The organism is Mycobacterium simiae (assembly GCF_010727605.1).
GTDB classification, from domain to species: domain Bacteria; phylum Actinomycetota; class Actinomycetes; order Mycobacteriales; family Mycobacteriaceae; genus Mycobacterium; species Mycobacterium simiae.
In genome coordinates, this window is the sequence record NZ_AP022568.1 from 3632127 (window position 1) to 3654617 (window position 22491).

A 22491-nucleotide genomic window follows, 5' to 3' on the forward strand; every position below is an offset into this window, starting at 1 on the left:
CGGCGTCAGGAGCGTGACGACGCTCTTGCGGCCGACTTCTTGGCCGGGGCCTTTTTTCCGGCAGTCTTTTTGGCCGTCGTCTTTCTGGCGGCAGTCTTTTTGGCGGGTGCCTTTTTGGCGGCGGTCTTCGTGGCGGGCGCCTTCTCGTTCCCGGAGCGGGCCTTCACGCTGGCCTCCAGCTTGGCGAGGAGGTCGGAGACGTCTTCGGTTTCGTCCAGCTCCTTGGGCTGCTCCTCGGTGGTAAACGCCTCGCCGCCTTCGAGTTTGGCCTGGACCAACTCGTGCAGCTGTTCCTGATAGGTGTCGTGGTAGCGGTCCGGGTTGAAGTCTTCTGCCATCGACTCCACCACCTGACCGGCCATCTTGAGCTCCGCGGGCTTGATCTCGACCTTCTTGTCTAGCACCGGAAAGTCCGGGTCGCGGATCTCGTCCGGCCACAACAGGGTGTGGATCACCATTACGTCGCGCTTGCCGAAATCCTTCACCCGCAACGCTGCAAGCCGCGTCTTGTTACGCAGTGTGAAATGAACGATGGCCATCCGATCCGTTTCGGCGAGCGTCTTTGCCAGCAGCACATAGGATTTCGAGGACTTCGAATCGGGCTCGAGGAAATAGCTGCGGTCGAACAGCATCGGGTCGACATCGCTGGCGGGGACGAATTCGAGCACTTCTATCTCGCGGCTGCGTTCTTCGGGCAGGGTGGAGATGTCGTCGTCGGTGATGATCACCATCTGACCGTCATCGGATTGATAGGCCCGCGCGATGTCGCGGTACTCGACGACCTCGCCGTCCACTTCGCACACTCGTTGATAGCGAATGCGACCGTTGTCCTTGGCGTGCACCTGATGGAACTTGATGTCGTGGTCCTCGGTGGCGCTGTACACCTTGACCGGCACGTTGACGAGCCCGAATGCGATCGAACCCTTCCAGATGGAACGCATGCAGCCAGTATGCCCATACCGTTGCCGGCAAAACAGTCCGACAGGCCCGCTGAACAGGGCAAGGGCGGGGCTAGCGCCGAGTTCGAGGCGAGACCGAGCCGAGAACGAGCCGAGAGTAGCCGCGTCCACGCGTGCGAAACTTGTTGACGGTCAACCCGATCGACCACCGGCGACCGAAGGTTTCTCACTCGAGCGCGGGCACTTCGCCGAAATAGTGCCGGGCCTGGTTGCCACCGGCGCGTTTGGCCTGATACATCGCGGCGTCCGAGGTTCTGATCAGGTCATCGATGAGCTGCGTGGCCGTCGTGAGAGGTCCAGTGCCGAGCGGGACGCCCGACGTGCCGATACTCGCGGTGATCTCAAAAGGCAGCGCGGCTATCGCGTGACAGATCCGTTCGGCCATGGCCGAGGGGACCGGTGTGGTTTCGATATCGGCGACAACGAATTCTTCGCCGCCGGCCCGACCAATCACCGCGGTCGCGCGACAACTCTGCTGCAGCGCCGTGGCAACGGCTACCAACGCTTGATCACCGGCCGCGTGGCCGTGGGTGTCGTTCAGTCGCTTGAAGTCGTCGAGGTCGATCAGCGCGACGACCAAGTACGAGCCGGGTGAGTTGCGATGAATCCGGATCAGTTCGTAGGCCGAGTTGTTGAAGGACCGCCGGTTGTACAGGCCGGTCAACGGGTCACGATTGGAGCCCTGCAGATCGGTCCGCAGCGTGTGCACCAGTGAGTGCATGCCAAATGGAACGCCGATGACGAGGCCCAGCACCACGATCAGGGAGCCGGCGGTGAGCGCAACGTCGCCGGTTTCGACGGCGAGTCGATACGACAGCACCACCACGCACGTCAGGGCCACGGCGAGGTTGACCAGCACATAACCGACGGCATGGAAGTAGGCGACGTAGGCGCCCAGGATCGCAAAGGTCGTGCAGCCCATCAGTGCCACGTACGGGTTGGACAGCGTGAACAGAGCTGCCGCAATGCCGGCGATCGCGATGAGCAGCCAACCGCTCGATTGGCGGCGCGTGGGCCAACGTTTCCACCGCAGGCCCGCGCCGGCTAGCCCGAACCCTGCCGCCACCATCGTGACCCCACGCGCAACCGGATTCACCGGCCCGGCCGGACTCCACAACATGATCAGCGGGTAGGCCGCAAAGGAGGCAATGAAGACGGCCGAGATTCGCCGCCACGGGTTCAGGAGGCCATGACTGTCCAGGTAGGCGCTGATCCAGTCGAATTGATCTGGCTGCTTGACCACGGGACTCGCCCACACCTCCTGGTGTTCGCCGACGCTGTTTCCCCCGGTGCATCCAGGGTCAATGTAGCCGGGGAGTCACGCCGTCCGCTCGGCGTGCAGGGCGGCCCGGTCGGGCAGGTCGGCGCCGGCGCGGCCAACCGTCAACGCCGACACCAGTCCGGCGGCCCGCAATGCCGAGGTCAGCTCGTCCACCCGGATCCGGCTCAGGGCGGCCCGTCGGTCGCCGCCCAACAGGTTGAGGTCCCACAGCGCGTCGACCAGACCGACCATAAACGCGTCCCCGGCACCGATGGTGTCGACGACCCGGACGGGCCGGGCGGACACGTGTGCCTCACCCGCGGCGCAAAACGCGCGGCAGCCCCGGTCGCCCATCGTCACTGCGACCACCGCAGGCCCCAGCGCCAGCCAGGCACGCGCCGTCTGCTCGGCTTGGTGCTCGGGATCGATCCAGGCCAGGTCCTCGTCGCTGACCTTGACGATATCGGCGCGTTCGACGAGTTGCTCGATGCGCCGGCGCACCAGATTCGAGTCGGCGCTTAGCGATGGCCGCACGTTTGGATCCAGCGTGACCGTGGCCGACACCCGGTAGGCGTCGAGCAGCGCCGCGACGGCCAGGCAGCCCGGCTCACGCACCGCGGCGATCGACCCGGTGTGCACGAACAGCGGCGGCGGGACTTCCGGTGTGCCGGAGAGCTGCCACTGCAGATCGAAGGTGTACGTAGCGGATCCGTCGGCGCCGATCTCGGCCACCGCGGTAGGTGTGCGCCCGGCGGTTACGCTTCCCGGAACCAGTTGCACGCCAGAGTCCTTCAGGTATTTCACGATGCGCCGGCCGTGCGGGTCGTCGGCGATGTGAGTCAGGAAGTCGACGTCGCGGCCCAGCCGGCCGAGACCGACCGCCACGTTGAGGGGACTGCCACCGACATGTTCGTCGTCACCGACGATGTCGATGAGCGACTCACCGATCACCAGACCACGGGTCATCGCACCAATGCCTCTAAGGTCGCGCGAGCGCCCTTGTCGTGCAACGACTCCAGCGCCCAGCGGTAGGCCTGGACGAAGGCGGGCTGCGCAGCGAGATCCCCGAACACCGCCGTGATTTCGATGAAGGCGGTGGGGTTCTCATATTGCGTGCGGGCGATCGGGATCAGCGAGTCCGCGAGCTGGTCGACCACCTCGAACGGTTCACCCCACTCGTCGATGCCCTCGGCGTAGCGGGCCCAGCTGGCCACCGTCGCCGCCGCCAGCCGAACCGGACGTTCGTTGGCGAGGTTGTCGTTGATCACCGGCACCAGCCATTTCGGAATGCGATCCGATGCGTAGCCGCACAGCCGTGCCACGGTGTCGCGGACGCCGGCATTGGTGAATCGCTCGATCAGCGTGCGGCTGTAGTCGTGCAGGTCGATGCCGGGCACTGGCGGCAGCGTGGGGATGGCCTCGGTTTCGAAGTAGCCGAGCAGAAAATCGGCGAACAACGGATCGCGCGCCGCGTCGTGGACGAACTCGTACCCGCACAGGTGGGCGAAGTAGGCCAGGCACTGATGCCCCGCATTGAGCAGCCGCAGCTTCATCAGCTCGTAGGGGGCGACGTCGTCGACCAGGAGAACGCCGGCCTGCTCCAATGGTGGTCTGCCGTCGGCGAACTCGTCTTCGAGTACCCACGCGGCGAACGGTTCGGCCACCACCGGCCACCGGTCGTTGACACCGAAATCGCGGCGCACGTCCTCGGCCATCTGCACGGTTGTGGCCGGGGTGATGCGGTCCACCATCGAACTCGGGAAGCGGGCTTCGTCGGCGATCCAGCGCGCCAGCTCCGGATCCCGGCTTTCGGCATTGGCTAGGACCGCCCGCCGCGCGATCTCACCGTTGTTCTCGATGTTGTCGCACGACACGATCGTCGGTGCGGCGATTCCGCGGTGCCAACGCCGGTGCAGGGCCTCGGTGATCAACGCGAACGCGGGCCCGTCCGGGTCCCGGTAACCGCCCTCGGTGATGGTCAGCGAAACGATCCGAGTGGTGGGCGCGGCGAGTACCTCCAATGCCGATTCCGGGTCGTCGGGTCCGTAGCGGTAATCGACGATCGACCCGATCACTTGCGCGTCCCGGCTGCCGTCGGGCTTGACCAGGATCAGCGTGTACAGCCCGTCTTGATCGCGCAGGACGTCACGCATCGTCCAGTCGGCGGGCATCACGCCCACGCCGCATATGCCCCATTCCGGCGCCAGGCCTTGCTGCAGTAACCGCTCGATGTACATCGCCTGATGGGCCCGGTGAAAGTGACCGGCCCCGATGTGGGCGATACCGACGCCGATGCTGCGGCGGTCGTAGCGAGGTGCTTCGATGGGCAGCCGCCCAAGTGCCGCATTGTTCAGGCTGACCGCGCCAGCCGTCATTGGCTAACTCCTCCCCGGGTCACGGCCCGGATCGTTAACGGTGTTGGGCACTGCCGGTCGGCGTGACCGACAAAAGCAAGACGTCGGCCAGGGCGCGCCACGAATCGGTAATGGCGACCGCGCCCGCCGCAACCAATTCGTCACGGCGGCAATCCCGTTCGTCGGGCAGCACAAACATCAGATTACCGACGGTGGCATAACCGGCGGCGACCGCGGACGTCACGCCGGCAACCGAATCCTCGATGGCCAGACCCTGATGGGCATCGACACCGAGCACCTGGCCCGCATGCAGATACACCGCCGGGTCGGGCTTGCTGGTCGGCACTGGAAGCGAATCCTCGGCGCTGAAGGTGGCCGCCTCGGGGATCAGCGCGTCCAGGCCGGTAGCGGCAAAGCAGGCGCGTAGCCGCTTGGTGGCGCTGGAGCTGACGGCGGCCAGAGCGTATTGCGCGGCCAGGTCTCGCAGCGGCTCCAACACCTGCGGATCGGGCGTCAGGGTGACCCCTAGATGCGCGGTCACCCGCTCCCGCTCGTCGCGCACCCACCGCTCGAGCTCCTCGGCGGACAACGCGTCGGCGCCGGCCGGCGCCACCACCGCTCCCGGTCGCCCCTCGGCCAGACCGTGCTCCAGCGGCACCTGGCACTGCACCGCCAGGTCGAGGGCGGTGGTCCGGAAATTCTTCCCCACCGCGCGCTTGCGCAACTCCTCCGAGCTGAGCGGTGCGCGGACGCCGAACCTGGCCAGGAAGCGGTTCGTCACCTCGGTCGATGCCTCAAATGCGGGCCGCTCCGAGGGAAATAGGTTGTCGTCGGCGTCGCAGAGCAGGGTCGTGAGGGGCGCCGGGTCGAATGCCCGTACGAAGGTCAGGCCGTCGCTCATCGCGCCACCAACTCTCGCTCGCCATTGCGCAATGCCTCCCGCAGGGTGGGCACCACCCCGCGCTCGTCGATGTCGGCGATCATGGCGCCCAGCCGCTCGGCGAAACCGCGCACCCCGCGCAACTCGGCGAACATCTCATGGCCCAGCAGCGGGTCCGGGTTGCGGCGTGCCATGTTGGCCAACCTAGCCACCGGGATGGCCTGTGAGTCCTCGAGGCGAAGTTTGCGGCCCCTCAGGTCGTGCCCGCGCATGTAGCGGGCCCACCCGGCGACGGCCAGCATCAGCAATGTGTGCGGCCGGCCCTGCGCGATCGCCTCCTGCAGCGAGGGCAGCACAAACGTCGCGATCTTGTTGGTGCCGCGCCGGGCCAGCCGCGACAGCTGGTCGCTCATTCGCGGATTGCTGAGCCGCTCGAGCAAGGTGCCCCGGTATTCGGGCGTATTCATCCCCGGGACGGCGGGCAGCAGTGGCTGAACCTCGTCGCCAAGCAGCTTCTCGACGTAGGCGAAGATGACGTCGTCGCGCATCGCTTCGTCGGTGCGCTGGTAGCCAGCCAGCGTGGCCAGGCAGGCCAGCGCAATATGGGTTCCGTTGAGCAGCCGCGTCTTGATCAACTTGTGGTCGCGCACGTCGGCGACGAATTCGGCGCCGACCTCTTCCAGCGGTGGCCGTCCGTTGCTGAACGAGTCCTCGATGACCCACTGGCGATGTGGCTCGGTGACGACCGGCCACTTGTCGGCGACCCCGAAGGCTTGCTCCACGAATTTGCGCTCCGACTTCGACGTTTGGGGAGTGATCCGGTCGACCATCGTCGACGGGAACGCGACATAGGTGTCGATCCAGCGGGCCAGCCGGGGATCCTTCAGTGCGGCGAAGGACACCAGCGCCGTCCTGGCCGGCTGGGTGTCGCCGGCGATGTTGTCGCAGCACAGCACGGTGAACGGCGCGACGCCGGCGCGGCGGCGGCGCTCGAGTGCATCGGCCAAATAGCCCCACGCGGTGGCATAGCCACCGGAGGTGATCAGATCGGCACGCACATCGGGGTGATCGGCGTCGAATTCGTTGGTGACCGGGTTCAGGAAGTATCCGTTGTCGGTGATGGTCAGGCTGACAATACGGGTTTGGGGATCGGCCAAGGCGGCGCGGACCGCGGCGCCATCGTTGGGTGCGTAGTGAACCGCGCCGATCGATCCGACGACGCGGGCGGTCTGGCGGTCGTGACCGCGCTGCACCACGGTGTACAGCCCGTCTTGGGCCGACAGCAGATCCTTGACGTCGGGAGAGTGCAGGCTTACGCCGGTGACGCCCCAGCGATTTGAGATACCCGAGCGGGCCAGGTCGTCAAAGTAGACGGCCTGGTGCGCGCGGTGGAAGTTGCCGGCGCCGATGTGCACCACCCCCCGGTACAGGGCCGACCTGTCGTACGTGGGCACGTCGACTCGGTTTGCATGTAATTGCAGGGTCGCCTCGCTGAGAGGGACGCTGCTTTTTGAACGCCAGGGGGAGGGGATGACATCAAACATTGCCTTCCTGTGCCCAGGGTCGGGGGTCGATCTAAACGCGTCGTGGTCGATCTCACAGCGAAAAAATAGGCTCGACCGCGTACCTACAGGTCAGGGTCGTAACACGGGTGAAACGCGTAGGTTGACACCATGGCACCACGGGTGAAGCTCACCAACGCGGACAAGGTGCTGTATCCGGCGACCGGCACCACCAAGCGCGACGTTTTCGACTACTACATCCGCATCGCCGACGTGATGCTTCCGCACATCGCCGGCCGCGCCGCAACCCGCAAACGTTGGCCCAACGGCGTCGAAGAGGACTCGTTTTTCGAAAAGCAACTGGCATCGTCGGCGCCGGACTGGCTGACCCGCGCCAGCGTCACGCACCGATCCGGGACCACCACGTATCCGATCATCGACAGCGTGGACGGCCTGGCCTGGATCGCCCAGCAGGCTGCCCTGGAGGTGCACGTGCCGCAGTGGCGGTTCGTCGCGCAGTGGACGCGAAGTAAGGCCGAGGAGCGCAAGCCCGGTCCGGCAACACGATTGGTTTTCGACCTAGATCCGGGCGAGGGCGTGACGATGACGCACCTCTGCGAGGTCGCCCACGCCGTACGGGAGCTGATCACCGATATCGGGTTGACCACCTTTCCGTTGACCAGCGGCAGCAAAGGATTGCATCTCTACACCCCGCTGGACGAGCCGGTGAGCAGTGGCGGTGCCAGCGTGCTAGCGAAACGCATTGCGCAGCAGCTGGAAAAGGCGATGCCCAAGCTGGTGACCTCGACAATGACCAAGAGTCTGCGTACCGGCAAGGTGTTCCTGGACTGGAGCCAGAACAACGGCTCGAAAACCACTATCGCGCCGTACTCGCTGCGCGGCCGCCAACATCCGACGGTGGCCGCACCGCGCACCTGGGAGGAACTCGAGGATCCGCAACTGCGCCAACTGCGTTACGACGAGGTGCTCGACCGGGTCGCTCGCGACGGCGATCTGCTCGCACCGCTAGATGCCTCAGAAATCGGAGCACCGATCGCAGACCGACTGACCAAATACCGCAGCATGCGCGATGCGTCGAAAACCCCGGAACCGGTTCCCCAAGCCAAACCTGTTGCAGGTCAAGGCAATACCTTTGTCATCCAGGAGCATCATGCCCGCCGGCTGCATTACGATTTCCGGTTGGAACGCGACGGGGTGCTGGTGTCATGGGCGGTGCCGAAGAACCTGCCCGAGACCACCTCGGTGAATCACCTCGCGGTCCACACCGAAGACCATCCGCTCGAATACGGCTCCTTTGAGGGCATCATCCCCAACGGCGAGTACGGCGCGGGCAAGGTCGTCATTTGGGATGCCGGCACCTACGATGCCGAGAAGTTCCGCGACGACGAGGTCATCGTGAATCTGCGCGGCACCCGGATTTCGGGACGGTACGCGCTGATCCAGACCAACGGTGACCAGTGGCTGGCGCACCGGATGAAGGACCAGCATGTCTTCGAGTTCGAGGAGATTGCACCGATGTTCGCAACGCACGGCTCGGTGGCGAAGCTCAAGGCAAGCCAATGGGCCTTCGAAGGCAAATGGGACGGTTACCGGCTGCTGGTCGAGACGGATCACGGCGCCGTGCGGGTGCGGTCTCGAAGCGGTCGCGACGTCACCGGGGAATATCCCCAATTGCAGTCGCTGGCAGACGATTTGGCCGACCATCACGTCGTGTTCGACGGCGAGGCGGTGGTGCTGGACAAATCCGGCGTGCCCAGTTTTCATGCGATGCAGAACCGCGGCCGCAGCAGCCGCGTCGAATTTTGGGCGTTCGACGTGATCTACCTCGACGGCCGTTCGCTGCTACGGGCGAAGTACTCCGACCGCCGGAAACTGCTGGAAACACTATCCAGCGCAAGCAATCTCATAGTTCCCGAGTTGCTGCCGGGGGACGGCGCCGACGCTGTTGAACATTCCCTCGCCCAGGGTTGGGAGGGTGTGGTCGCCAAGAAGCGCGACTCGACCTATCAGCCTGGCCGACGATCGGCGTCCTGGATCAAAGACAAGCATTGGAACACACAGGAAGTCGTCATCGGCGGCTGGAAAGCCGGAGAAGGCGGGCGCAGCAGCGGCATCGGATCGCTGATGGTAGGCATTCCCAGCGAAGGTGGGCTGCGCTTCGTTGGCCGAGTAGGGACCGGCTTCACCGAACGCGATCTGGCCAACCTCAAAAAGGCGCTGGCACCGCTGCATACCGACGAGTCGCCCTTCGACGCGCGACTGCCGACCCGCGACGCCAAGGGCGTGACCTTCGTCGAGCCGGTTCTGGTGGGCGAGGTTCGCTACAGCGAATGGACCCCGGATAATCGGCTGCGCCAACCGAGTTGGCGTGGGATGCGCCCGGACAAGAAACCTAGCGAGGTGGTGCGCGAATGAAATGGGTGACATTCCGAGGGCTGGACGGCGAGCGGACTGGTGTGCTGTCCGGTGACGCGATCCACCCGGCGCCGGCCGGAGTGACGCTGCTCGACCTGGTGGCCCGAGGCGGCGACGGGTTGCGTGCGGCCGGCGAGCAGGCCCTGGGTGCCGCTCCCGTGCGGCTGCGTGACGTCACCCTGCTGGCCCCGATACCGCGGCCGCCGTCGATCCGGGATTCGCTGTGCTTTCTGGACCACATGCGCAACTGTCAAGCCGCCATGGGTGGCTCGCGGGTACTCAGCGATACTTGGTATCGCATCCCTGCATTCTATTTCGCCTGTCCAGCAACGGTTTTCGGGCCCTACGACGATGTGTCGGCAGCGCCCGGGAGCGCGTGGCAGGACTTTGAGTTGGAGATCGCCGCGATCATTGGAACGTGCGGCCAAGACCTGACCGTGGCCGAAGCCGAGCAGGCGATCATCGGCTACACCATCTTCAACGACTGGTCAGCACGCGATCTGCAACAGCTGGAAGGCCAGTTGGCGATCGGGCAAGGCAAGGGCAAGGACAGTGGCGTGACCCTCGGCCCCTACCTGGTGACGCCCGACGAACTCGGACCGCTTCACCGGGACGGCAAGCTGGACCTGCAGGTGAGCGCACTGGTCAACGACAGAGTGATCGGATCAGGATCGACCGCGCAAATGGATTGGAGTTTCGCCGAAGTCATCTCCTATGTCTCGCGCGGCGTGCCACTGGTGCCCGGTGACGTGATCGGCTCCGGCACGGTGCCCACCTGCACGCTCGTCGAGCATCTCAGCCTCACCGAACCGGAGGCCTTCCCGGGCTGGCTTGGCGATGGTGATGTCGTCACACTGCGGGTGCAGGGATTGGGGGAGACCCGGCAGACGGTTCGGGCGAGCAGCCCGCCGCACCGCCTGGCCGCGCGGCCCAATCCGGCGGCACCGCCCGCACCGGCTCGGTTCAATCGGGCACCCGCTCGGGTGCCCTACACGCGCGGCCTGCACGGGGTCGGCGAGCGGGTGTGGGCGTGGACGCTGCCGGACGGAGGCTACGGCTGGAGCAACGCCGGGCTGATCGCCGGTGACGGCGCCGCGCTGCTCGTCGATACGCTCTTCGACCTGTCGTTAACCCGCGAAATGCTCACCGCGATGGGGCCGATCACCGCGCAGACGCCGATCACCGACGCGGTGATCACCCATTCCAACGGCGACCATACCCACGGTAACCAGCTGCTGGATCCGTCGGTGCGGATCATCGCCGCCCGTGGCACCGCGGAGGAGATCGAACACGGGATGGCACCGGCGATGCTGGCCCTGGTGCAGACCGGGAATCTCGGCCCCATCGCGACGCCGTACACGCGGGAACGGTTCGGGCCCTTCGACTTCAGTGGCATCCGGCTACGCAACGCCGATCAGACGTTCGAGCGCGAGCTGTCGCTCGAGATCGGCGGCCGACGCGTCGATGTGCGCAACCTGGGGCCCGCGCACACGGCCGCCGACTCCGTGGTGCACGTCCCGGATGCGGGTGTGCTGTTCGGCGGGGATCTGCTGTTCATCGGCTGCACCCCGATCGTGTGGGCGGGGCCGATCGCGAACTGGGTTGCCGCCTGCGACGCGATGATCGCGTTGGACGCGCCGACGGTGGTGCCCGGACCCGGCCCGGTGACCGACCCCGATGGAATCCGTGCGGTCCGTGGCTATCTCGTGCATGTCGCCGAACAGGCCGAGGACGCGCATCGTCGCGGACTGTCGTGGGCCGAGGCCGCCGACGCCATCGACTTGGGTGAGTATGCAGACTGGCTAGACGCCGAGCGAGTGGTGGTCAACGTCTATCAGCGCTACCGGGAACTTGACCCGCAGACACCGAAATTGGAGACGATGGCATTGCTGGTCATGCAGGCCGAATGGCTGGCCAAGCGCAGCTGAGCGGCGCCGGTCGAGGGCGCCAGTGGGCTACCTGCGGACGGCGGTCACAAAGTTGATTGCGGCACTTGCGCCCCGCTGATCGGCCGCCACCAGCTCCGCCAGCCCGGCGGCGGTGAAGAGTTCCGGCAGCCGGAACCGCAGCACGTCCCACCCGCGGTCACTCAGATGCGCGGCGACGTCGGTGTGCTCACCGGGGTAGGTCAGTTCGGCGATGTCGAGATCCAATCCATTGCGTCGCCAACCCTCGGACATTTTCTCGGCCTGCTCCCGAGCCTCGTCCGAGGTTCCGGTGAGCGATCCGTAGTCGGCGGCCAGTCGGCTGTCGGCAGCACTCAGCGAAATGATGTTGTCCAGCAACCGAACTTCGGCCTGCGGCGGCAAAAAGCCGATGAGCACGCCCTCGGCGAGCCAGGCGGTGGGCCGGGTGGCGTCGAACCCGGCGGCCCGCAGCGCAGTCGGCCAGTCGTCGCGAAGGTCGATGCCGACCGGGCGATGCTCGACGACGGGTGTCGCGCCGATGTCGGCCAGTGTCGCGGTCTTGAAATCGATCACCTCGGGCTGGTCGATCTCGTACACGGTCGTCCCGGCAGGCCAGGAGAGTCGGTAGGCGCGGCTGTCCAACCCGGCCGCGACGATCACGACCTGCCGCAGGCCCGCCCCGGTGACCTGGGCGAAGTAGTCATCGAAGAATCGAGCGCGGGCGGCGAACGTGTCGGTCATCCGGGGCAGGCCCAACTCCTGGTCGTTGTCAAAGTCCAGTTCGCCCGCCGCCAACCGGTTGAACAGATCGATGCCGACGGCACGTACCAGGGGTTCGGCGAACGGATCGTTGATGACCGGGTGCGGACGTTTGGTGGCGGCCGCCCGCGCGGCAGCAACCATGGTGGCGGTGGCCCCGACGCTGGTGGCCGCATCCCACGTGTCGCGTTCGGTTCGTGGCATGGATTCTCCTTTGTTCTCGAGTCGATAACACGGTATGCCTCACCGGTAAACAACGACGTCGCATACGGTTTCGATATGCCTGCAGTGAAATTCGAAACCGTCGAGGACAACATCGCTTGCATCACTTTGAACCGGCCCGAGCGTCTGAACGCGATCGACGGATCGCTGATCGACGGCGTTGAGGGCGCCCTCGACACGCTGAGCGGCGGTCAACACCGTGTCGCGATCATCACCGGCGCCGGCCGGGGATTCTGCGCGGGAGCCGACCTGAGCGGCACCGGCCAGGCCTGGACCCGGCCGGCCAGTCCGACGACGCCACCGTTCAAGGTCAACTACGACGCGCAGGTCCGGCTGGCCGGCCTCTACACCCGAATCTACGAACTGGACATCCCCGTGATCGCGGCGGTCAACGGCGTTGCCGTCGGCGGGGGTTTGGCCTTCACGCTGGTCAGCGACATCAGGGTGGCCTCCGAGCAGGCCCGGTTCGGCTCGGTGTTCATCAAGGCCGGATTCTCGTCGATGGACATGGGCACCAGCTATCTGCTGCCGAAAATCGTCGGCGCCGGGGTGGCGCGCGAGCTGATGCTGACGGGTCGCATCATCGACGCGGACGAGGCATACCGCATCAAGCTGGTGCACGAGGTGGTCGCGCCGGACGAGCTGATGGCGGCGGCGCTGCGCAAAGCCCGCGAGATCGCGGGCAACAACGCCTACGGCGTATGGCAGACCAAAATCGGTCTCAACGCGGCACTCGATGCACCCAGCCTGCGGCATGCGATTGAGATGGAGAACCGCACTCAGATCCTCAGCGGCTTCACCAACAACCCGGCCGAGGCGGCCCGCGCGCACCGCGAGAAGCGCGCGCCCAGCTGGGATCCCCTGTAAAACCCTGTGTTGCTTAGAGTTTCGCGATCACATTCTCGGCGAACATCTCAAGGTTGCGGATCTTGTCCTGCAGGGGCTCGGTGTCCTTGCCCTTGATGTAGGGAATGCGGAAGCCGACGATGGCGTCGGTGACACCCTTGTCCTCGAGCCGCTTGATGCCGTCCACGGTATAGGCGTCGGCCGAGATGACGTGGATTTGGAACGGCCCGCTCTTGCCCGCCTCCTCGCGGAATTGTTTGAGCTTGACGAGAAGTTCGTCGAGTTCCTCGGGGTCCCCGCCGCCGTGCATCCAGCCGTCCAGTCGGGCCGCGCGGCGCAGCGCCGCGTCGGCGTGCCCGCCGATGAGGATCGGGATCGGCTCGGTTGGCGCCGGTGTCATCTTCGTCTTGGGAATGTCGTAGAACTCGCCGTGGAACTCGAAGTAGTCGCCGGTGGTGAGTCCCTGGATGATCTCGATGCATTCATCCATGCGCTTGCCGCGTTTGCCGAACGGGACACCGAGCAGTTCGTAGTCCTCGGGCCATGGGCTGGTGCCGACGCCGAAACCGACCCGGTTGTTGGTCATCGCGGCCAGCGAGCCGATTTGCTTGGCCACCAAGGCCGGCGGCCGGATGGGCAGCTTGAGGACGAAGAAATTGAAGTGCAGCTTCGTGGTGACGGCGCCCAACGCGCTTGTCAGAACGAAGGTCTCGATGAACTCTTTGCCGTCCAGGAACTCGCGATTGCCGTCGGGCGTGTAGGGATACTTCGAGTCGGATTCGAAGGGGTAGGCGATGCTGTCGGCGATCGTCATCGCGTGGTACCCGGCCGCCTCGGCCGCTTGGGCCAGCGGGATGTAGTACCTGAAGTCGGTCATCGCCTCGGCGTAGGTGAATCGCACGTCATCCGCCTTCCTGTGGGGCCGTCACACGAGACTAGAACGTGTTCTAGTTTGGCGCGCGAGTGGGGTCCCACACAATAAGACGAAGGGGAAAGGAGCGGACTTAAAGCTGATTTTCCGGGCCGATGACGGCCCAAACGGACTTACCCGACGAAGTCGGAGTGCTGCCCCAGGCGCGTGATAACGCGTCGACGATCGCCAGCCCGGACACGTCGATGCCTTTGTCCGGCGATGGCAGCCGTACGGCAGCAGCGGTGCTCTCGTCGGATACCGCAATGGTGGCCGTGACGCCGTCGGTTTCGATGCGCATCTTCGGGATGCTTCCGGTGTGCTCGAGCACGTTCTCCACGAACACGTTGACGACCACCAGGGCAACTGGGATGAGTCCGGGCTGCTTCCATACGGTTAGCCACTCACGCACCAACCTGCGCGACTCTCGGAGGCTGGTCAGGTTCGCGGGCAGCTCGGCGTCGGCGCGGTGAAGGGCCTGCCGGATCAGCCGGCCGAGCGCTTTCATGGCGCTTTTCTCGGTCGGATACACCGGCATGAAGCGGGCGACCTCGCTGCGGGTGATCGCCTCGCGGGCGGTGCGATCGGCGCTGACCAGCACGATCGGAAGCCTCGTTTCGGTGCTGAGCTGCAAATGCGCGCTAATGAAGGCCGACCACGCCGATTCGGCGGGCACCTTGAGACCGTTGATGTTGACGATCACGGCCGAGGGCTTCTGCAGGGTGGCCTTCCGGATGCTGTCGCGCAACGCCCCGGAGTTGCTGGCGTCGAGCAGACCGCCGACCGTCAACACCGCAACGGACTCATCCGTGCGGGTCGCGACGGCCAGCGAGCTTGGCGACTCGGCTACCGCACTCACGCTCGGCACTCCTTTCCGTCTTGGACATTATCTCTGCTTATCGCATCGCGCGATGCAGCGATTTGTACGCGCGTGTCCTAAACACGGTTAGGGCACGCGAATCCTAGCGTGCGGAATAGAAAGTGAAGGTCACGATACGGCTTTCAATCATCTGCTCCTCGAATTCCGGCCCGGTAAATCAAATGCGGAACCGCCCCCCGGCGGCAGAGACTTCTCACGTTAGTTCACGGGGGCCGGATGCCACCAGATCGCAGATGTCGGAGTGCTCAGGCGTGGGTCATGGCGTACGGGGGAGCGCCGACACCGGCAATCGAGTGCGTTCCCCAAGGTGTGCGTTCGACGATGCGCGCGGCCGCGCTCCGGTCGCCGACGGTCAGCGTAGCCGCGCGATTCTGCTTGAGCAGCTCGTCGGGCACGGGATGGGTGGGGGAATCGAACAGCGTTCCCTGCCAGTGGTAGCGGCCGTCGATCGGATCCAACCGGCCGGTGAGTCGCACACGCACCGGCACCGTGGCGCCCTCGACCGTCAGCGTTGCCGCTCCGTCGTAGACCTCCTGGTCGGTGGGGGCAGCAGAGGACAAGTCGAACGCTTTGACCAGGCGGTTCGCCGGGAACGCGGGCCGCAGGTGGGCGCGCTCATTGAACACCTGCATGCTGCTGCCCAGAACTTCGATGCGGGTGCTCTCGCTGCGTTTCATCAGCGTCACGCATTCGACGATGTAGCGAGTCTGCGTATCGATCTCGGGTCGCGCGAGGCAAAAATAGTTGGGGAAACCGTGGATGGCGATACCGAGGAAGGGCTCCGCGCCGTTGCGCCAGCTCGCCGCGATGCGAACCCCACCGGCACCGACGAGTTCGCCGGCCTGGTCAGAGACGGTGAACCCGGTGCCGAAGATGATGGCGTCGACGCGGTGCTCGACGCCCGGGGCGGCCAGGCCGGTGCGGATGCCCCGCGGGGTGATCGCGCTGATCGGCGCGGCCACCAGCGCCGGACGCAACGGCGTGGTGCCGAGTGCGGCACGGGTACGTCGGGTCAGCCAGCGCGCCACCCGGGTGGTCGGTGATGCCAGCTCGGCGACAATCCGCCGCGGCGGGTGTGCGAACACGGTGACCGCCGCCGCGGCGGTAAGCCGTTCGAGGTGGTCGGCGGTGATCGAGTCGGCGCCGATAACCGCGATGTGCTTGCCGGCTGGGTCGAAATCGGCGCACCACTGCGCCGCGTGAAATGATGTGCCGTGAAAGTCGTTGCGCCCGGCTATGTCTGGGATCCACGCCGTCAATGGCGGCGCCGTCGTGACGACGACACCAGCCCGGACCTCTCCGGCCGCTGTACTCAGGGTCCAGCTGTCAGTCGCTTCGTCGAATACCGAGGAGGTCGGCTCCGCATCCAGAACCGCGACGTCGACGATGCCGGCCGAGGTCAGCTCATTCGCGATCTGCTGCGCGCCGGCGCCTAGGACAATGACCTGCGCCGAGCTCACAGAAACCTGGTGCGCTTCCAGCTGCGACGTGCGATCGGGCCGAGCAGTCCGATCTCGGTCAAAAAGGCTGCAAGCGGGGCGAACCCGGCCCGTTGTATCTCGTGGCGGTGCGGGCTGCGGCGCGCCATCGCTCGCGCCCGGTGCGGGTCCAGTCCGGTCCGGGCGTAGGGAATCGGGTTGCTGAATAGGAAACGGAAAAAGTATCCGCCGAGGCCGTTGATGTTCGCCATGAACCATTTGTTGAATCGCGGCATCGTCTGAACCCGCTTGCGGGCTCCGTCGCGGGCGAACTGGATATGCCGGGCCTCCTCGGTGACGTGAATCCGCATGAGGCGCTGGATGATTGGCTGTAATTCCGGATCGTCCATCATCTGGCGTTGCAGCGAATCAAAGATTTCCTCGCCGATCAAAGCGGCGATCCACAACATCGAACCGCGCTGGAAAGCCAGCGGCAGGCTGTTGATGATCCACCTGTGTAACAGACGCGGGCGTACCGGCTTGGCGCCGATGCGCTCGATGGCCTTGCCGAACATCACCATGTGCCGGGTTTCGTCGCCCAGCTCCGTCAGTTTGTAATGCGTCGACCGGCTCGTCGGGTCCTCGTGCAGGATCGTGCGCAACAACGATTGATTGAGCATGTTCTCGAACCAGATTCCGGCCGAGAGGGTGTTGACCAATTCCTGACGCGACAGCTCGATCTGTTGCTCTCGGGTCATCTCGTCCCACATTGGCGTGTCGTAGAGCGAGACGAGCCGGGGCGGAAGGTAGAACTTGTCCGGATCCAGCGGGGCATCCCAGTCGATGTCGACGACCGGTTCGTAGGACTTCTTCACCGAGCCCTTGAGCAGCCGCTCCGAGAACTCCTCCCGGCTCGGCCCACTCGGTCTCACCGCGGTGGTCATACGCCGCTCCTCCTCGTCGAAGTGAGTCCAGACGGTACCCATGGTACTGGGTACTTTTGGCCCCGGCTAGGTGCTCGAGATTGCGATTCGGCAATGTGGTGAGCAGCAACCATTAGGAGGCGGCCGTGGGTCGGCATATTCACGTGATCGGCATCGGCGCCGGGGACCTCGAGTATGTGACCATCCAGGCGATCGAGGCGCTCAACGACACCCAGGTGTTCTTCGCGATGGACAAGGGCGAGGACAAAAGCGATCTGGTGGGACTGCGCCGAAAGATCTGCAGGCGCTTCATCCGCGAGCCGGGCTATCGCTTCGTGGAATTGCCCGACCCGAAGCGCGTGAACCCCGGTGACCGGCAGACCGATTACCGCGACGCAGTCCGTGACTGGCATGCGGCGCGGACCCGCATCTGGGCCGCCGCCATCGCGACCGAGCTGGGGCCCGACGGCGTGGGTGCCTTTCTGGCCTGGGGCGATCCGTCGCTTTACGACAGCACGCTACGGATTCTCGAAGCGGCCGCGGCCGAGGTCGACTTCACCTTCGACGTCATCCCGGGCATCACCGCCATTCAGGCACTGACGGCGCGCCACCGCATCCCGCTCAACGACGTCGGTGAGCCTGTTCTGATCACCACCGGCCGGCAGTTGCGCGTACACGGGCTGACCGACGCGGCGGTGGTGATGCTCGACGCGGACTGCGCGTTTGCGACCTGTCCGCCCGACACCCGGATCTGGTGGGGTGCCTACCTTGGTACCGACGACGAACTGCTGGTGGCGGGCACCGTCGGCGAGGCGGGACCACGCATCGCGGCGTTGCGCGCGGACGCCCGCGCCCGGCACGGCTGGATCATGGATATCTATTTACTGCGTGCGTGATCAGCGCCGATGGACACTGCGCAGTCGCGATCGGCAAACTGAAGGTGTGCCCGAACTACCCGAGATCGAAGCGCTGGTCGACCACCTGCGGCGCCATGCCGTCGGATCGGCCATCGGCCGTGTCGATGTCGCGGCACTGTCGGTGCTGAAAACCTTCGATCCGCCGATCAGCGACCTGCACGGTCTGACCGTTACCGCGGCCAACCGGTGGGGCAAGTACCTGGGCTTGCAAGCCGGAGATCTGCTCTTGATCGCGCACCTATCGCGGGCGGGCTGGCTGCGCTGGTCGGACAAGTTGACCGCGGCTCCGTTGCGTCCCGGTAAGGGGCCCATTGCCCTGCGCGTCCACCTGGGTGCGCCCGGCGAGGCGCCCGGCTTCGACCTCACCGAGGCAGGCACTCAGAAGCGGTTGGCGGTCTGGCTGGTTCGCGACCCCGAACAGGTGGCCGGCATCGCCGCCCTGGGGCCCGACGCCCTGGACCTGAGCGCCGAGGACCTGGGCGGGCTGCTGGCCGGCAACAGCGGGCGGATCAAGACCGTGATCACCGACCAGAAGGTGATCGCCGGCATCGGCAACGCGTACAGCGACGAGATCCTGCACGTTGCCAAGATCTCGCCGTTCGCCACCGCCGGCAAACTCACCGGCGAACAGGTCAGCACACTGCACGATGCGATGATCGCGGTGCTGACCGACGCGGTGAACCGCTCCGTCGGCCAGGGTGCCGCGATGCTCAAGGGCGAAAAGCGCTCCGGGTTGCGGGTGCACGCGCGCGCCGGGCTGCCCTGCCCGATCTGCGGGGACACCGTGCGGGAAGTCTCGTTCGCCGACAAGTCTTTTCAGTACTGCCCTACGTGTCAGACCGGCGGCAAGATCCTGGCCGATCGGCGTATGTCGCGGCTGCTCAAGTAGCCGAGGGTCGCTGGACTTGACACCTGTCGATATGCTGCCCGGATGATTCGCCAGAAGATCCTCATCACCGGTGCCAGTTCCGGGCTGGGCGCCGGGATGGCGCATTCCTTCGCGGCCCGAGGTCGCGACCTGGCGCTGTGTGCTCGTCGGACCGATCGGCTCGACGAGCTGAAAGCTGAGCTCTCGCAACGGCATCCAAACATCAAGATTGCGGTGGCCGCGTTGGACGTCAACGACCACGAACAGGTGCCCAAGGTGTTCGCCGAGCTCCGCGACGAGCTCGGCGGCATCGATCGCCTCATCGTCAACGCCGGCATCGGCAAGGGAGCGGTGTTGGGCTCCGGCAAGTTGTGGGCCAACAGGGCGACCATCGAGACCAATCTGGTGGCCGCGCTGGTGCAGATCGAGTCGGCGCTAGAAATTTTCGCCAAGGCCGGCGCGGGCCACCTGGTACTCATTTCGTCGGTGCTCGGCAACACCGGCGTCCCGGGTGTCAAGGCCGCCTACTGTGCGAGCAAGGCGGGACTGCGGTCGCTGGGCGAGTCGCTGCGCGCCGAGTACGCCAAGGGGCCGATCAAGGTCACGGTGATCGAACCGGGCTATATCGAGTCGGAGATGACCGCCAAATCGACGAGCACAATGCTGATGGTGGACAACGGAACTGGCGTCAAGGCCATGGTTGCCGCCATCGAACGCGAGCCCGGTCGGGCGGTGGTGCCGCGCTGGCCGTGGGCGCCGCTGGTCCAGCTGATGCGGGTGTTGCCGCCGCGACTGACCAAGCCGTTCGCCTGAGCCCCCGGCAAGGTCAGTGGCGGGTAGGCGGGTAATACGCGGCGTCGGAGGTGGATTCGGGTTTTCCGTTGGTCGCCAGGCGGAGCTTGAGCAATCCGATGACGTATGCGTCGGTGAGGTCGCGTAACACGGGGACGCGGCTGGCCTGGCTCACCAGGTTCAAACGTCCAATGCGGTTGACCTGTGTGACCCGCAGGCCGCCACCGTGGAATGCCGGCGCACGGTCGTGCGGCGAGTGGGCTCCGACATGCTGAGCGACACTAGTTGAGCGACTAGCTCACTCGGCCTCGCTCGGTCCGGTAGCGGCGGACCAGGGCATCGGTGGAGCTGTCGGACTGCGGCGCGGGGGAGGTGTCGCTGGTCAGTACCGGCAGCAGGGCCTTGGCCTGCGTCTTACCCAGCTCCACCCCCCATTGGTCGAACGAATCGATTCCCCAGACCACGCCCTCGGTGAAGACCTGGTGCTCGTACAGCGCGGTCAACTGGCCCAGCACCGAGGGCGTAAGCCGGTCGGCCAGAATCGAAGTCGACGGTCGATTGCCGGGCATCACCTTGTGCGGTACCACCGCGGCGGGGGTGCCTTCGGCGGCGATTTCCTCGGCGGTCTTGCCGAATGCCAGCACTTGGGTCTGCGCGAAGAAATTGCTCATCAACAAATCGTGCATGCTGCCGGTGCCCTCGGCGGTGGGCAGGTCGTCGGTGGGTTGGCTGAATCCGATGAAATCAGCCGGTATCAGCCGGGTGCCCTGATGCAACAGCTGGTAAAAGGCATGTTGGCCGTTGGTTCCTGGCTCGCCCCAATAGATTTCACCGGTATCGGTGGTGACGGGCTTGCCGTCGGCGCGCGTCGATTTGCCGTTGGACTCCATGGTCAGCTGCTGCAAATACGCGGCAAATCGGGCCAGGTCGTTGGAATACGGCAGCACGGCGCGGGATTGCGCGCCCATGAAATTGGAATACCAGAGGCCGATAAGACCAAGCAGGACAGGGGCGTTGGATTCCAGCGGAGCGGTTTTGAAATGCTCGTCGACAATGTGAAAACCAGACAGGAAATCCGCGAAACCCTGTCGGCCGATCGTGGCCATCAGCGACAGCCCGATCGCCGAGTCGACCGAGTAGCGTCCGCCCACCCAATCCCAGAAACCGAACATGTTGTCGGTGTCGATGCCGAAGTCGGCGACCAGACGTTTGTTGGTCGATACGGCCACGAAGTGCTTGGCGACTGCGGCGTCGCCGAGGGCCTCGGTCAGCCAGCGGCGTGCGGCCGTCGCGTTGGTCAGCGTCTCCAGCGTGGAGAACGTCTTGGAGGCCACGATGAAAAGCGTTGTGGCGGGATCTAAGTCGGCCAGTTTGGCGATCAGGTCGGCGGGGTCGACGTTGGAGACGAAGCGGGCCGAGATCCCCGCGTCCACATAATGACGCAAAGCCTGGTACACCATCACCGGCCCCAGGTCGGACCCGCCGATGCCGATGTTGACCACGGTGCGGATGCGCTCGCCGGTGGCGCCCGTCCATTCGCCGCTGCGCAACCGGTCGGTGAAGTCCCCCATCGCGTCGAGCACCTGGTGCACATCTGCGACGACGTTTTGGCCGTCGACGATCAGCTCGGCATCGCGGGGCAGCCGCAGCGCGGTGTGCAGCACCGCGCGATCCTCCGAGGTGTTGATGTGTACCCCGGAAAACATCTGATCCCGGCGCTCTTCGAGATTGGCCGCGCGGGCCAGGTCCAGCAGCAGCCGCAGCGTCTCGCGGGTGATCCGGTGCTTGCTGTAGTCGATGTACAGGTCACCGACCGTGACAGTGAGTTCGCGGCCGCGATCCGGGTCCTCGGCGAAAAACTGGCGGAGGTGGGTTTTACCGATCTGTTCGTGATGCCTACGTAGGGCGTCCCACGCCGGTGTGGCGGTGATGTCAGGGATGTTGAGCACGGAGGTCATGAATCGACCCTAGTGCCGACTCACGCCGCCGAGCCAGCGCTGGCGGACAGCCCGATTTGGCGCAGCAAAACAGAATTCGCGGTGCGAGATCCCGGATATCGAGGGTGGTTTAGTGTCCGAGGCGGCCGCGGCCCAAACGCAGCAACAGCATTGCCAAGTCCTTGCCCTCCGGCCCCAGCTCGCTGTAGCGCTGGATGACCTTCATTTCCCGGCTGTGCACCAGACGGGTGCCGCCAGAAGCCATCCGGGCCCGGCCGATCTCCCGAGAGACTTCGGCACGCTTGCGGACAGCGGCGAGGATCTCGGCGTCCAGGCGGTCGATCTCGAGGCGCAACTCTTCAATGTTCGCCAACTGTTCAATGTCGATCATCTCGACGCTCATCCCTACACCCCCGTGTTGTTTTGCGGTTCTTCTTGGCTCTTGTTCGTTATTCGGCTTGAAAACGTTATCCGGCTCGTAAAAAGTTCAAGCCCTGAATCCGAAGGCGGACCGCAGGGCTCTAACAATCACAGCTAGACCATGGGCACCGCTGGACGGTACCGATGGAGAAATCGGCGGCGCCACTCGAGGATCGAGAGGCGGCGATGGAGCTGTGCATTGTCCATGCTAAGAGTGTGCCACAGCGGCGGACACGCGGGAGCAAAACGACGAGTTCGACTGGCTCACCTTCTCGGGCGGCCACGGCCTGCAGCTTTGTC

Annotated in this window: 20 protein-coding genes and 1 pseudogene; 7 read left to right on the plus strand and 14 right to left on the minus strand. The window is 65.3% G+C overall.

Features of this window, described 5'->3' with window-relative positions:
* Window positions 1-5: 5 nt before the first annotated feature.
* From ku to G6N33_RS17145, 6 genes are all read right to left on the minus strand, one after another.
* Window positions 6-941 carry a non-homologous end joining protein Ku gene (gene ku / locus G6N33_RS17120; protein ID WP_044508092.1) on the minus strand — a complete coding sequence of 312 codons (936 nt, stop codon included), beginning with the start codon at window positions 939-941 and terminating at the stop codon, window positions 6-8.
* Window positions 942-1125: 184 nt separating this feature from the next.
* On the minus strand, window positions 1126-2202 hold the full coding sequence (locus G6N33_RS17125) for a GGDEF domain-containing protein (RefSeq protein WP_231382467.1): 1077 nt from the start codon (window positions 2200-2202) through the stop codon (window positions 1126-1128).
* Window positions 2203-2277: 75 nt separating this feature from the next.
* The gene (locus G6N33_RS17130; protein ID WP_044508088.1) at window positions 2278-3186 is read right to left on the minus strand and encodes a carbohydrate kinase family protein; all 909 of its coding nucleotides are present in this window, start codon (window positions 3184-3186) and stop codon (window positions 2278-2280) included.
* Window positions 3183-4595 (minus strand): mannitol dehydrogenase family protein, encoded by a 1413-nt coding sequence (locus G6N33_RS17135; protein ID WP_044508086.1) that lies wholly within the window; start codon window positions 4593-4595, stop codon window positions 3183-3185. The genes G6N33_RS17130 and G6N33_RS17135 overlap by 4 nt, the downstream gene beginning before the upstream one ends.
* Before the next feature lie 34 nt (window positions 4596-4629).
* Window positions 4630-5475, minus strand: a complete 846-nt coding sequence (locus tag G6N33_RS17140) for an HAD family hydrolase (protein WP_044508084.1) — start codon at window positions 5473-5475, stop codon at window positions 4630-4632.
* Window positions 5472-6998 (minus strand): mannitol dehydrogenase family protein, encoded by a 1527-nt coding sequence (locus G6N33_RS17145; protein ID WP_044508082.1) that lies wholly within the window; start codon window positions 6996-6998, stop codon window positions 5472-5474. Before G6N33_RS17145 ends, G6N33_RS17140 begins: the two co-directional genes overlap by 4 nt.
* 129 nt (window positions 6999-7127) lie before the next feature.
* On the opposite strand from G6N33_RS17145, the gene G6N33_RS17150 reads away from it, so the two are divergent.
* Both G6N33_RS17150 and G6N33_RS17155 read left to right on the plus strand, forming a co-directional pair.
* Window positions 7128-9392: an ATP-dependent DNA ligase gene (locus tag G6N33_RS17150; protein ID WP_044508081.1), complete on the plus strand. Its 2265-nt coding sequence runs from the start codon at window positions 7128-7130 to the stop codon at window positions 9390-9392.
* Window positions 9389-11320: a fumarylacetoacetate hydrolase family protein gene (locus G6N33_RS17155; protein ID WP_044508079.1), complete on the plus strand. Its 1932-nt coding sequence runs from the start codon at window positions 9389-9391 to the stop codon at window positions 11318-11320. The genes G6N33_RS17150 and G6N33_RS17155 overlap by 4 nt, the downstream gene beginning before the upstream one ends.
* Window positions 11321-11347: 27 nt before the next feature.
* On the opposite strand, the gene G6N33_RS17160 is transcribed toward G6N33_RS17155, so the two are convergent.
* Window positions 11348-12262 (minus strand): SAM-dependent methyltransferase, encoded by a 915-nt coding sequence (locus G6N33_RS17160; protein ID WP_044508077.1) that lies wholly within the window; start codon window positions 12260-12262, stop codon window positions 11348-11350.
* Window positions 12263-12337: 75 nt separating this feature from the next.
* Here G6N33_RS17160 and G6N33_RS17165 point away from each other — a divergent pair, with 75 nt between their 5' ends.
* Window positions 12338-13147 carry an enoyl-CoA hydratase/isomerase family protein gene (locus tag G6N33_RS17165; protein WP_044508075.1) on the plus strand — a complete coding sequence of 270 codons (810 nt, stop codon included), beginning with the start codon at window positions 12338-12340 and terminating at the stop codon, window positions 13145-13147.
* A 13-nt stretch (window positions 13148-13160) separates the two neighbouring features.
* Here G6N33_RS17165 and G6N33_RS17170 read toward each other — a convergent pair whose 3' ends face one another.
* From G6N33_RS17170 to G6N33_RS17185, 4 genes are all read right to left on the minus strand, one after another.
* Entirely contained in the window at window positions 13161-14027 is an 867-nt protein-coding gene (locus G6N33_RS17170; protein ID WP_044508073.1) for an LLM class flavin-dependent oxidoreductase, read from the minus strand.
* A gap of 103 nt (window positions 14028-14130) precedes the next feature.
* A complete protein-coding gene (locus G6N33_RS17175) occupies window positions 14131-14904 on the minus strand; it encodes an STAS domain-containing protein (protein ID WP_231382465.1) in 774 nt (257 codons plus the stop codon).
* 257 nt (window positions 14905-15161) lie between these two features.
* Window positions 15162-16175, minus strand: coding sequence for a DUF4873 domain-containing protein (locus G6N33_RS17180; protein WP_408632800.1), 1014 nt, complete (start codon window positions 16173-16175; stop codon window positions 15162-15164).
* A 197-nt stretch (window positions 16176-16372) separates the two neighbouring features.
* Window positions 16373-17278, minus strand: a complete 906-nt coding sequence (locus tag G6N33_RS17185; protein ID WP_044508069.1) for an AurF N-oxygenase family protein — start codon at window positions 17276-17278, stop codon at window positions 16373-16375.
* Between the two features lie 125 nt (window positions 17279-17403).
* On the opposite strand from G6N33_RS17185, the gene cobF reads away from it, so the two are divergent.
* The 4 genes and pseudogenes from cobF to G6N33_RS17200 all read left to right on the plus strand — a co-directional run bounded on the left by cobF (window position 17404) and on the right by G6N33_RS17200 (window position 19855).
* A complete protein-coding gene (gene cobF / locus G6N33_RS17190; protein WP_044508067.1) occupies window positions 17404-18153 on the plus strand; it encodes a precorrin-6A synthase (deacetylating) in 750 nt (249 codons plus the stop codon).
* A 46-nt stretch (window positions 18154-18199) separates the two neighbouring features.
* Window positions 18200-18394 (plus strand): annotated as a pseudogene (locus G6N33_RS27520) (DNA-formamidopyrimidine glycosylase family protein); the annotation flags it as partial.
* Between the two features lie 201 nt (window positions 18395-18595).
* Entirely contained in the window at window positions 18596-19063 is a 468-nt protein-coding gene (locus G6N33_RS27525; RefSeq protein WP_231382670.1) for a zinc finger domain-containing protein, read from the plus strand.
* 42 nt (window positions 19064-19105) lie between these two features.
* On the plus strand, window positions 19106-19855 hold the full coding sequence (locus G6N33_RS17200; protein ID WP_101528096.1) for an SDR family oxidoreductase: 750 nt from the start codon (window positions 19106-19108) through the stop codon (window positions 19853-19855).
* 13 nt (window positions 19856-19868) lie between these two features.
* Here G6N33_RS17200 and G6N33_RS17205 read toward each other — a convergent pair whose 3' ends face one another.
* The 3 genes from G6N33_RS17205 to G6N33_RS17215 all read right to left on the minus strand — a co-directional run bounded on the left by G6N33_RS17205 (window position 19869) and on the right by G6N33_RS17215 (window position 22174).
* On the minus strand, window positions 19869-20009 hold the full coding sequence (locus G6N33_RS17205; protein ID WP_231382464.1) for a hypothetical protein: 141 nt from the start codon (window positions 20007-20009) through the stop codon (window positions 19869-19871).
* A gap of 118 nt (window positions 20010-20127) precedes the next feature.
* Window positions 20128-21792 (minus strand): glucose-6-phosphate isomerase, encoded by a 1665-nt coding sequence (gene pgi / locus G6N33_RS17210; protein WP_044508062.1) that lies wholly within the window; start codon window positions 21790-21792, stop codon window positions 20128-20130.
* Between the two features lie 109 nt (window positions 21793-21901).
* On the minus strand, window positions 21902-22174 hold the full coding sequence (locus G6N33_RS17215) for a chorismate mutase (protein ID WP_044508060.1): 273 nt from the start codon (window positions 22172-22174) through the stop codon (window positions 21902-21904).
* Window positions 22175-22491: the final 317 nt, after the last annotated feature.

Excerpts from the sequence above, each read along its gene's own strand:
- G6N33_RS17165 (WP_044508075.1), top strand. The coding sequence starts at position 12,338 with ATGCCTGCAGTGAAATTCGAAACCGTCGAGGACAACATCGCTTGCATC.
- G6N33_RS17150 (WP_044508081.1), top strand. The coding sequence starts at position 7,128 with ATGGCACCACGGGTGAAGCTCACCAACGCGGACAAGGTGCTGTATCCG.
- G6N33_RS17140 (WP_044508084.1), bottom strand. The coding sequence starts at position 5,475 with ATGAGCGACGGCCTGACCTTCGTACGGGCATTCGACCCGGCGCCCCTC.
- G6N33_RS17185 (WP_044508069.1), bottom strand. The coding sequence starts at position 17,278 with ATGACCACCGCGGTGAGACCGAGTGGGCCGAGCCGGGAGGAGTTCTCG.
- G6N33_RS17155 (WP_044508079.1), top strand. The coding sequence starts at position 9,389 with ATGAAATGGGTGACATTCCGAGGGCTGGACGGCGAGCGGACTGGTGTG.
- G6N33_RS17145 (WP_044508082.1), bottom strand. The coding sequence starts at position 6,998 with ATGTTTGATGTCATCCCCTCCCCCTGGCGTTCAAAAAGCAGCGTCCCT.
- ku (WP_044508092.1), bottom strand. The coding sequence starts at position 941 with ATGCGTTCCATCTGGAAGGGTTCGATCGCATTCGGGCTCGTCAACGTG.
- pgi (WP_044508062.1), bottom strand. The coding sequence starts at position 21,792 with ATGACCTCCGTGCTCAACATCCCTGACATCACCGCCACACCGGCGTGG.
- G6N33_RS17130 (WP_044508088.1), bottom strand. The coding sequence starts at position 3,186 with ATGACCCGTGGTCTGGTGATCGGTGAGTCGCTCATCGACATCGTCGGT.
- G6N33_RS17215 (WP_044508060.1), bottom strand. The coding sequence starts at position 22,174 with ATGAGCGTCGAGATGATCGACATTGAACAGTTGGCGAACATTGAAGAG.
- G6N33_RS17160 (WP_044508077.1), bottom strand. The coding sequence starts at position 12,262 with ATGCCACGAACCGAACGCGACACGTGGGATGCGGCCACCAGCGTCGGG.
- G6N33_RS17135 (WP_044508086.1), bottom strand. The coding sequence starts at position 4,595 with ATGACGGCTGGCGCGGTCAGCCTGAACAATGCGGCACTTGGGCGGCTG.
- G6N33_RS17200 (WP_101528096.1), top strand. The coding sequence starts at position 19,106 with ATGATTCGCCAGAAGATCCTCATCACCGGTGCCAGTTCCGGGCTGGGC.